The sequence below is a fragment of the Pseudomonas sp. MN1F genome (assembly GCF_009391885.1).
Classification (GTDB): domain Bacteria; phylum Pseudomonadota; class Gammaproteobacteria; order Pseudomonadales; family Pseudomonadaceae; genus Aquipseudomonas.
In genome coordinates, this window is sequence record NZ_VZII01000068.1 from 1 (window position 1) to 9,419 (window position 9,419).

8 protein-coding genes are annotated in these 9,419 nt (G+C 65.4%); 4 read left to right on the forward strand and 4 right to left on the reverse strand.

What is annotated here, in order from left to right; translation table 11 throughout:
* On the reverse strand, nucleotides 1-217 hold a 217-nt coding region (locus tag F6X59_RS27500; protein WP_152959216.1), incomplete at its 3' end, for a toxin VasX.
* A gap of 580 nt (nucleotides 218-797) precedes the next feature.
* Between F6X59_RS27500 and F6X59_RS27505 the strand changes: the two genes are divergently transcribed.
* Nucleotides 798-3,641, forward strand: a complete 2,844-nt coding sequence (locus F6X59_RS27505; protein ID WP_372240560.1) for an HD domain-containing phosphohydrolase — start codon at nucleotides 798-800, stop codon at nucleotides 3,639-3,641.
* A 9-nt stretch (nucleotides 3,642-3,650) separates the two neighbouring features.
* On the opposite strand, the gene F6X59_RS27510 is transcribed toward F6X59_RS27505, so the two are convergent.
* From F6X59_RS27510 to F6X59_RS27520, 3 genes are all read right to left on the reverse strand, one after another.
* Complete coding sequence (locus tag F6X59_RS27510) at nucleotides 3,651-3,980, reverse strand: DUF202 domain-containing protein (protein WP_152959218.1); 330 nt, start codon at nucleotides 3,978-3,980, stop codon at nucleotides 3,651-3,653.
* The gene (locus F6X59_RS27515) at nucleotides 3,973-4,359 is read right to left on the reverse strand and encodes a YidH family protein (RefSeq protein ID WP_218572263.1); all 387 of its coding nucleotides are present in this window, start codon (nucleotides 4,357-4,359) and stop codon (nucleotides 3,973-3,975) included. The genes F6X59_RS27510 and F6X59_RS27515 overlap by 8 nt, the downstream gene beginning before the upstream one ends.
* A 104-nt stretch (nucleotides 4,360-4,463) precedes the next feature.
* Nucleotides 4,464-6,176 carry an FAD-dependent oxidoreductase gene (locus F6X59_RS27520; RefSeq protein ID WP_152959219.1) on the reverse strand — a complete coding sequence of 571 codons (1,713 nt, stop codon included), beginning with the start codon at nucleotides 6,174-6,176 and terminating at the stop codon, nucleotides 4,464-4,466.
* Between the two features lie 185 nt (nucleotides 6,177-6,361).
* On the opposite strand from F6X59_RS27520, the gene F6X59_RS27525 reads away from it, so the two are divergent.
* The 3 genes from F6X59_RS27525 (at nucleotide 6,362) to F6X59_RS27535 (ending at nucleotide 9,169) form a co-directional block, all read left to right on the forward strand.
* Nucleotides 6,362-7,138: an IclR family transcriptional regulator gene (locus F6X59_RS27525; protein WP_152959220.1), complete on the forward strand. Its 777-nt coding sequence runs from the start codon at nucleotides 6,362-6,364 to the stop codon at nucleotides 7,136-7,138.
* Nucleotides 7,139-7,277: 139 nt separating this feature from the next.
* Complete coding sequence (locus F6X59_RS27530) at nucleotides 7,278-8,330, forward strand: Gfo/Idh/MocA family protein (RefSeq protein ID WP_152959221.1); 1,053 nt, start codon at nucleotides 7,278-7,280, stop codon at nucleotides 8,328-8,330.
* A gap of 23 nt (nucleotides 8,331-8,353) precedes the next feature.
* A complete protein-coding gene (locus F6X59_RS27535) occupies nucleotides 8,354-9,169 on the forward strand; it encodes a sugar phosphate isomerase/epimerase (protein WP_152959222.1) in 816 nt (271 codons plus the stop codon).
* Nucleotides 9,170-9,419: the final 250 nt, after the last annotated feature.

Consider the following 9,419-nt stretch of genomic DNA (forward strand, 5'->3'; position numbering starts at 1 on the left):
AGATACGCTGGTCGAGCAGCACGTAGAGGTAGCCGCTGCGCAAGGTGCGCAGGCCCATCCGGGTTTGCGTGACGGGGTCACTACCGGGACGGGTATCGGGTACCACGGCGCGGCGCAGGGGAAGGATGGGCAGGCCCTGGCGCTTGCAGGCTTTGCACGGGGTAAGGAGGAATTCGACTTCGGCAACGGCGTTGGCAATGTCTTGAGTGATACTCATGGAAAGTTCTCGTCTAACAGCTGGCGACGTTCGAGCTGCAATTCTGATTAGTATTCAAAGTCAGTCGTTGAAACTAAGCTGAAGCCGGAACACTAGCGAGGAATCACTTCGTTGGGAAACTTTCTACGTCCTAAAATGTTGTAGGAAAAGTTACCTGAAGAGAAAGTTTTATGCTTTTGAAACTGCATGTTTCAAAGCTACATATTCGAGCAGTAAATGGGTGGAAAACAAATCGCTTGCATGAGTTAGCTTCAGTAATTTCTGCTTTATTTACGATTGCAGGGTCCGCTGCGCAGCCCTTTCCGAGCAGTCCGGCGCCCCGGTAATGCCGCTCCAAAAAAAGCCAAGCCGGGCATGCCTGAACATTGAATTCGGTAATGTCTCCGTGCCACTATCGCGCATGCCTAACTGCCAGCGTGCTACCTCCGCCCGGCATGTTCGTTTTGACTGATTACACTGTTGAAGTCGCCACACAAGGAATGCTGCGGATGGGCTGCGTGTTGCTGGGTCGTGCTGCCGGGTCGGCAGGTCGCCTGTGGGCGAACGGGGTGTGCATCGGGCGTTCATGGAGCCACCAGCCATGAGCCACGCCAGGCGGGGTATTCCCCTGCAAATGCTGGTGGCGATGGCCATCATGCTGGGCATGCTGGTGCTCGGCGCCGGCCTGGCCTGGCAGGGCTATCACGGTATCAGCCAGGCCTTGGTGGCCGCCGCAGGCGATGCCGCGCAGCAGGTCGGCAAGACCATCGACGAACGTGCCCGGCGCCTGGTCGACCCGGCGCAGAGCAGCATCCGCCTGCTAGCCTTCAACCCGGTTGCGGTCACGCTGGACCAGCGCCTGGAGCGGCTGCCGCAACTGGTCGAGAGCCTGAAGGCCAACAAGATGCTCAGCACCGCCTATGTCGGCTACCCCAATGGTGAATTCCTGCTGGTGCGCCGCTTGCGCGACCCGCAGCTGCTGGAGCGCTTTGCCGCGCCACCCGGCACCCGCTTCCTGGTGCAGAGTGTCAGCCTGGGCGAGGGTGGGGCTCGGGTGGGCGAGTGGCGCTTCTATGACCCCGCACTGAACCTGCTCAAGCGCCAAGCCATGCCGGACTATCACTATGATCCGCGCACACGGCCCTGGTTCGCCGAGGCCTCGGCGCAGGCCAGCACGGTGCTGACCCGTCCCTACGTGTTTTTCACCACCCGCGAAATCGGCATGACCCTGGCCCAGCGCAGCGTTGACGGCGCAGCGGTGCTCGGCATGGATGTCTCGGTCGATGACCTGGCCAGCGAAACCCGCGACCTGCGCATGACCCCCGGCACCGAGATTGTGGTCATCGATGACCAAGGCAGCGTCGTCGCCTACCCGGACCTGCAGCGGGTCATCGTGCATGAAGGCGAGTCGGTGCGCCTGTCGCGGGTAGCCGAACTGGGTATCCCCAGCTTGCTGCAGATCTACAACCATCTGCCCCACGGCACCCGACCCGAGGTGTATGAGGTGGACGGTGCCACTTGGTACGGCATGCGCGTGCAGCTGACCAACCTGGCCGGGCAGGACCTGCAGGTGTTGATCGCCGTACCGGCTCAGGAGCTGCTGGCAAGCGCACGCGAAGTGCTGTTCCGGCAGATGCTCTGGACAGCCATGCTGATGACCGTGTTGTTGCTGCTGGGTGGCTTGCTCGGCCAGCGCATCGGGCGTCCGCTGCATCAGCTGGCCGAACAGGTGCGTGGCCTGGCCGATTTTGATTTCAGCCGCCAAGTAGGGGTGGCATCGCGGGTGTCTGAGGTGAAGGAGCTGAGCCGGGTGCTCAGCCGCATGTCTGGCACAATCCGCAGCTTCCAGGCAATCACCCTGACCTTGAGCCGGGAGAGCCAGCTGGAGCGCATGCTCGATGGCGTGTTGAGCCATCTGGTGGACGCAGCCGGGGTCAGCGCGGGCGCGGTGTACCTGTTTGATGATGAGCGCGCCCACCTGCGCCTGGCCGCCGCGTGCCGGGGCAGTGGCTACCCTGAAGCGCTGGCGGTGGGCGAGGCCGAGCATCGCGACCTGGCCGCTACGGTTACCCAGGCCCTGGGGCTGGGCGGGCGCAGCCTGGCGCTGGTGCTCAAAGACCGTGCTCAGGAGCTGCTAGGCGTCCTTGTTCTTGAATTGCAGCAAATGCCCACCGAAGTCGGCGAGCCGTTCCGCCGCTTCGTCGAAGAATTGTCCGGTGCCGCTGCCGTGGCCATCGAGACGCGCCAGCTGGTCGAAGCCCAGAAGCGCCTGCTGGACGCGATGATCAAGCTGCTGGCTGACGCCATCGATGCCAAGAGCCCTTATACCGGTGGCCATTGCGAGCGGGTGCCACAACTGGCGCAGATGCTGCTGGACAAGGCCGTCCAGGCCGACAGCGGCCCCTACGCCGATTTCAGCATGAGCGAGGCCGAGCGTTACGAATTCCGCATTGCCGCCTGGCTGCACGATTGCGGCAAGGTCACCAGCCCCGAATACGTGGTGGACAAGGCGACCAAGCTGGAGACCCTGTACAACCGCATCCATGAAATCCGCATGCGCTTCGAGGTGCTCTGGCGCGACGCCGAGCTGGCCTACTGGCAAGGCCTGGCGGCGGGCGCGGACAAAGCGGCGCTGCAACGAGTGCTGGAGCAATGCCGCGCCGAGTTGCAGGACGATTTCGCCTTCGTCGCCAAGGCCAATATCGGTGGCGAGTTCATGCAGGATGAAGATGTCGAGCGCCTGCAGCGTATCGGCCAGCGCCGCTGGCTGCGGCATTTCGACAACCGCCTGGGCATTTCCCACGATGAGGCGCAGCGCCATGCCGGTGCCGCACCCGCGCCCTTGCCGGTGGCTGAGCCGCTGCTGGCCGACCGCCCTGACCACCAGGTGCCCTGGGGCCCGCGCAAGCCGCCAGTGGCCAAGGGCGACCCGCGCAACGTCTGGGGCTTCGACATGCGCCTGCCGGCCAATGCCAGCAACCATGGCGAGCTGTACAACCTGTCGATCCGCCGTGGCACGCTGAACGATGAGGAACGCTTCAAGATCAACGAACACATCGTGCAGACCATCATCATGCTGACTGCGCTGCCGTTCCCGCATCAGCTGCGACGTGTGCCGGACATCGCCGGCAACCACCACGAGAAGATGGACGGCGGCGGCTACCCGCGGCGGCTGGGCAAGGATGACCTGGGGATTGCCGAGCGGGTGATGGCCATTGCCGATATCTTCGAGGCGCTGACGGCTGCGGACCGGCCATACAAGGCGGCGAAAACCTTGTCCGAGTCAGTGAAGATCCTGGTGTCCATGGCCCGTGACAACCACATCGATGGGCAGCTGCTGCGGCTGTTCCTCAGCAGCGGGGTACATAGGGAGTACGCCGGGCGCTTCCTGCGCGATGAGCAGATCGACGAGGTGGACGTGGCCTACTGGCTGGCGCAATTCTAAGGGCCCAGGTTACCAGGCCAGGATCGCGGCCAGCTCGACCGCACACAGCGCGGTAACGCACACCGCCAGCAGCAGGTTCACCGTGATGCCAGAGGCGATGGTCTCGGCCTGCAGGCCGGTCACATGGCGCTGGTAGCTGCGCCGCAAGCGCAGCCAGGCGGCACCCGCGGCCAGTAGGCAAAGCACCGCCGGTGCCACGGCCAGCCAGCGGTGGTGCGGCACCCAGCGCAGGAAGAAACAACTGCACACGACCATCGCCAGGATGGTCCGGCGCCAGGCCAGCAGCGTACGTTCCGGCTGCAACCCGTCATCGGCGTGGGCGAGTTGCGGGTCAGGCATGGAAGAACACCGCATAGGCAAAGAACGCCATCACCAGCGACACGCCAATCGACAGCGCCGGGGCGATCAGCGGGAAGGGCAGCGGGCGCTTCTGGCGCATCGCCCGTTCGACATTGAGCCAGCGGACAAAGGCCGGCAGGCTCAGCAGCAAGGCCAGGCTGATCAACGCCACCGCCAGCAGGCGGCGGGTGCCGGGGCTGAAGATCTCGGCGGTGAACATGTCCACGGCGATGCCGCTGGCCAGCAGCGCCAGCGCGGTCCTGATCCAGGCCAGGAAGGTGCGTTCGTTGGCCAGGGTAAAGCGCGGGTCCGGTTCCTGGCCGTCGGCGAGGAGTTTGCTGGCCAGCCAGCCGCGTGAGGGCTCGGTGTTCTTGTTCAAGTGCAGTCGTCCTCCTCGGATAAGGTCGGTGGTCGCTCTTTTTGCGGCTGGCTCAGTTTGAGTGGCAAACCCTGTCAATGTCCATGGTTCGCCACCCACTGATGCTACTCGTACTCGGTTACGCCGCTGATATGCCGCCCGGCGACGTAGCCGAAGGTCAGCGCCGGCCCCAGGTTGATGCCGCCGGACGGGTACCAGCCGCCGAACACGCTGGCCATGTCGGTGCCGGCCGCGTACAGGCCGCTGATCGGCTGGCCGGCATCGTTCAGCACGCGGGCGTGGCCGTCGGTGCGCAGGCCAGCGAAGGTGCCGAAGCAGCCGGGCTGTACCTTCACCGCATAGAACGGCCCTTGCTCGATGGGCGCCACGCAGGGGTTCGGCCCCTTGTGCAGCGGGTCGCCCTGTTTGCGGTTGAACGGGGTCGAGCCACGGCCGAACGCCGGGTCCTGGCCTTGGCGCGCATGCCGGTTGAATTCGGCGACCGTGGTGCTCAGCCCGGCGGGGTCGATGCCGCACGCCTGGGCCAGCTGTTCCAGGGTGGTGCCGCGCTTCAGGTAGCCGCTGCGCAGGTGCGGCCCCACCGGCAGGGGCGCCGGGCGTGCGTGGCCGAGGCCGAAGCGGCGCAGGAAGCGGTGATCGCAGATCAGCCATGAGCAGACTTCCTCACCCTCCGGCACGGCGGCGACCATGGCTGATACATAGTCGTAATAGCCATGCGCCTCGTTGACGAAGCGCTTGCCGTTGGCGAGTACACCGATGATGCCCGGCTTGCCGCGCTCGATGATGTGCGGGAAGTGGCCGACGCTGCCGTCGCGGTGCGGCACTTTCGACACCGGCGCCCAGGCTACGGGCGACTTGAGGTCGCTGGCCACCACGCCACCGGCTGATTCGCCCAGGCGCAGGCCATCGCCGGAGCAGGCCTGCGGGGGCAGGGCAAGGTTGTCGTGGCCGCTGGCATCGCGCGGGAACAGCTGTTGGCGACGTGCCGGGTCGTTGGGGAAGCCGCCTGCGGCCAGCACCACGGCCCGGGCGCGGATCGCCCGTTCGCCTTGCGCGGTTGCAACCACCGCCCCCAGCACCTTGCCGTCTTCCATCAGCAGGCCCTTGGCCGCCGTCGACTCGAACATCCGCACGCCCAGGTCGTCAGCCGACTTCGCCAGCCGTGCCACCAGCGCCACCCCATTGACCAGGTGCATCGCCCGGCCATGGCGGGCCAGGTGGTAGAGGTGGCGGGCGAAGCGTTTGCACACATGCAGCAACGCGCGCGGCGAGCGGGTCATGTTGAGGAAGGCGGCCAGGTCGGCGCCGGCCATGATCGGCATGCCCATGAACGAGGTCTCGCGCAGGGTCTTGCGCAGGCGCGGCAGCAGCGCCCCGAGCTGGCTGGCATCGTAGGGCGCGGCAATCACCTGGTGGCCACCGAGGGCGGCGCCGGGTGTGTCGCCATGCATGTCGGGGATGCCGTTGCCGTCGGCGAACTGCAGGGCCGTGTGCTGCTCGAAGAAGGCGACCATGTGCGGGCAGGCTTCGAGGAATGCGTCGATACGCTCGGCATCGTAATAGCTGCCCAGTTCGTTGCGCAGGTAGGTGCGCGGCTGCTCGATGTCCTCGATGATGCCAGCGCTCCGGGCCAGTGGATTGCGCGGCACCCAGGCCCAGCCGCCGGACCAGGCGGTGGCGCCGCCGAGCACGGGGTCTTTCTCCACCAGGATGACCTTCTGCCCGTGCCAGGCGGCCGTAACCGCCGCTGCCAGGCCGGCCGCGCCGGAGCCGATGACCAGTACGTCGCAGTCGCTTGGGATGGGTTCGGCGGGCATTGCGGTATCTCCTGCATTATTATTGGAACACGATTCCACAATAGTCTTTGCACGCCGAGGGTACTGCAAGGCCAAGCGCCAACTTCTGGTCGATAACCGGACACTTCAATGCGTGGAGGCTGCAGTGGCTATCGACGGCATGGAATCATCTTCTAGAATTCGGCAAATTCTCAGGGATACGTGTCATGGCTGGTAGTCAGATCGAACGCGCCTTCAGTCTTGTAGAAAGCCTCACCGGTGAACCACACGGCTTGCCGCTGCAAACCCTGGCCGAGCGCCTGGACATTCCCAAGAGCGCCGCCCACCGCATGCTCACCGAACTGGTGCGCCTGGGTTACGTGCGGCAGAACCGCGACAACAGCCGCTATCAGCTGTCGGCCAAGCTGGTGGCGATGGGCTTTCGCTACCTGTCCAGCAGCGGTGCCGACATCATTCAGCCGATTCTCGATCGCCTGGCCCAGGACAGCGGCGAACTGGTGCGCCTGGGGGTAATCGAAGGCCACCGCCAGACCTGGATCGCCAAGTCCCAGGGGGCCCGTTCCGGGCTGCGTTATGACCCGGACATGGGGCGTGACGCGCCACTGTTCTATACCGCCTCCGGGCATGCCTGGCTGGCCAGCCTGAGCGATGAAGAAGCGCTGCAGATGGTGTTGCGCCAGGGCATTGCCGACCCGGCTCAGTTCGGCCCCAATGCACCCCGTTCGACCGATGAACTGCTGGCCTACCTGCACCGCGCCCGTGAACGCGGCTATGCCTGGGTCGAGCAGACGTCGGCCATCGGCACGTCAGCACTAGCCGCCGTGGTGCGTCGCCCGCAGAGCGACGAGGTGATCGGCGTGCTCAGCGTTGCCGGCCCCAGTGCCCGCCTGGCGCAAACCCGGCTGGCAGAGCTGGCGCCGTTGCTGCTGGCGGCGGCAGAAGAGCTGTCGGCGGCCAGCAGGGCGAGCGAACTGTTCGCCTGAAGTGCATTTCTGGTCGGTAATCGCACAGTCTGTGGGGTGGGTCGTTCTGAAAAGCTGAACTTGGTTCTACATTGTGCAGTGTCGATTGTGGAACTCGGTTTCATAATCGAATCCACAATAACGATAAGAGGACAGTGCGTTGAACTCACCCCTACGAATCGCCCTGATCGGTGCCGGCATCATGGGCCGCCAACATTACCAGCACCTGCGCCGGCTGCCGCAAGCCCAGCTGTGCGCCGTGGCAGACCCAGGCCCACAGGCCGAGGCATTTGCCGCCGAATGCGGGGTTGCCTGCTTCGCCGATCACCGGCAGATGCTCGAGCAGGCCAGGCCCGATGCGGTGATCGTCGCCAACCCCAACAACCTGCACGTGGCCTGCGCCCTGGATTGCGTCGAGGCCGGTGTACCGGTGCTGGTGGAAAAACCGGTGGGCGTGCACCTGGATGAAGTGCGCAAGCTGGTCGAGGCCTCGCGCCGCCGTGGCGTGCCGGTGCTGGTCGGCCATCACCGGCGGCACAACCCGCTGATCGCCAAGGCCCATCAGGTCATCAGCGAAGGCAAGCTGGGCCGGCTGATCAATGTCACCGCGCTGTGGCAGCTGCAAAAGCCCGACAGCTACTTCGAAACGCCCTGGCGCCGTGAGCCGGGGGCGGGCTTTCTGCTCACCAACCTGATCCACGACCTCGACTTGCTGCGCCACTTGTGTGGCGAGGTGGTGCAGGTGCAGGCATTCACCCGCAACGACGTGCGCGGCTTCGCCAACGAAGACAGTGCGGCGGTACTGCTGCAGTTCGCCAACGGCGCGCTGGGCAGCCTGACCGGTTCCGACGCGGTGGCTGCGCCGTGGAGCTGGGAACTGGACTCCGGCGAAAGCCCGGTCTATCCGCGCCAGGACGGTCAGCCTTGCTACCTGCTGGCTGGCACCCAGGGCGCGCTGAGCATTCCGCAGCTCAAGCGCTGGCATTACGCCGAGCCTGGTTCTGGCTGGCACACACCGTTGCTGCAAAGCGAGGAAGCCATCCCAGCAGGCGAGGCGCTGACCTTGCAGTTGCAGCACTTCATCCGCGTCGCCCAGGGCATTGAAGCGCCGTTGATCGATGCCGCCGACGGAGGCCGCACCCTGGCCCTGATCGAAGCGATTCGCCAGGCCGCCGAAACCGGCCGGGCCTGTGCGCCAGAACTGATCGACTGATTTTCCGCCCTTAGGTAAATGACATGACCGACCGAGTTTTTTCCCTCGCCGCCCTGACGGTACTCGAACTGTCCCCGCCAGACATGGTGGAAGCCGCCGCCCGCGCCGGCTACAGCCATGTGGGCCTGCGCCTGGTGCCGGCCACCGAGCAGGAGCAGCACTTCCCGCTGGTGGCTGACGCTGGCCTGCGCCGGCAGACCCAGGCGCGCCTGCGTGACACCGGCATCAAGGTGCTCGACCTGGAAATCCTCCGCCTCAAGGCCGACACCTGCGTGGCCGATTTCGAAGCGATCCTGGCGGTCGGTGCGGAACTGGGCGGTACCGAGCTGCTGGTGGCCGGCAACGACCCGGATGAAGCGCGCCTCACCGCGCACTTTGCCGAGCTGTGCGACCTGGCCGCCGGCTATGGCATCCACCCGCACCTGGAGTTCATGCCCTGGACCGACGTGCGCGACCTGCGCCAGGCCATGCGCGTGGTGGCCAACGCCGACCGGGCCAATGGTTGCGTGCTGGTCGATGCCTTCCACTTCAACCGCTCGCGTTCTTCGCTGGGCGACCTGGCGCAGTTGCCGGCGCACTGCATGCGTTATGCCCAGTTGTGCGATGTCGCCGGCCCGGTGCCGGCCGATATGGACGAGATCCTGCGCCAGGCGCGCAATGAACGGCGTTTTCCGGGGGAGGGCAATGCCGACCTGGTGGGGCTGTTGCGGGGCTTGCCGGCGAGCGTGCCATTGAGCCTGGAGATTCCCACCCGGCAGTTGATGGAGCAGGGCATCAGTGGTGAGCAGCGGGCGCGCATGGCGCTGGAGAAGGCCAAGGCCGTACTCGCTAGAGTCTGAGCTCTTGGCACGGCTACACCCGTGATCGCCGCCGACCAGCCGGCTCTTTAACTTCCAGGCGCGCGCTGTGCGGGTGGGAGCCGCGCTTGCCGGCGATGGGGCGCGAAGCGGCCCCAACCTTGTTGCGTTTGCCATGGGTTGACAGCGATCACTCTCGAACGGCTGGTTTCGACCCAGGCTGTGTGAAAACGCCTGCGATTGTCTAACCTTCTGATCGTCGAGATCGCGGCGGGGACGATCATGAAGCGAT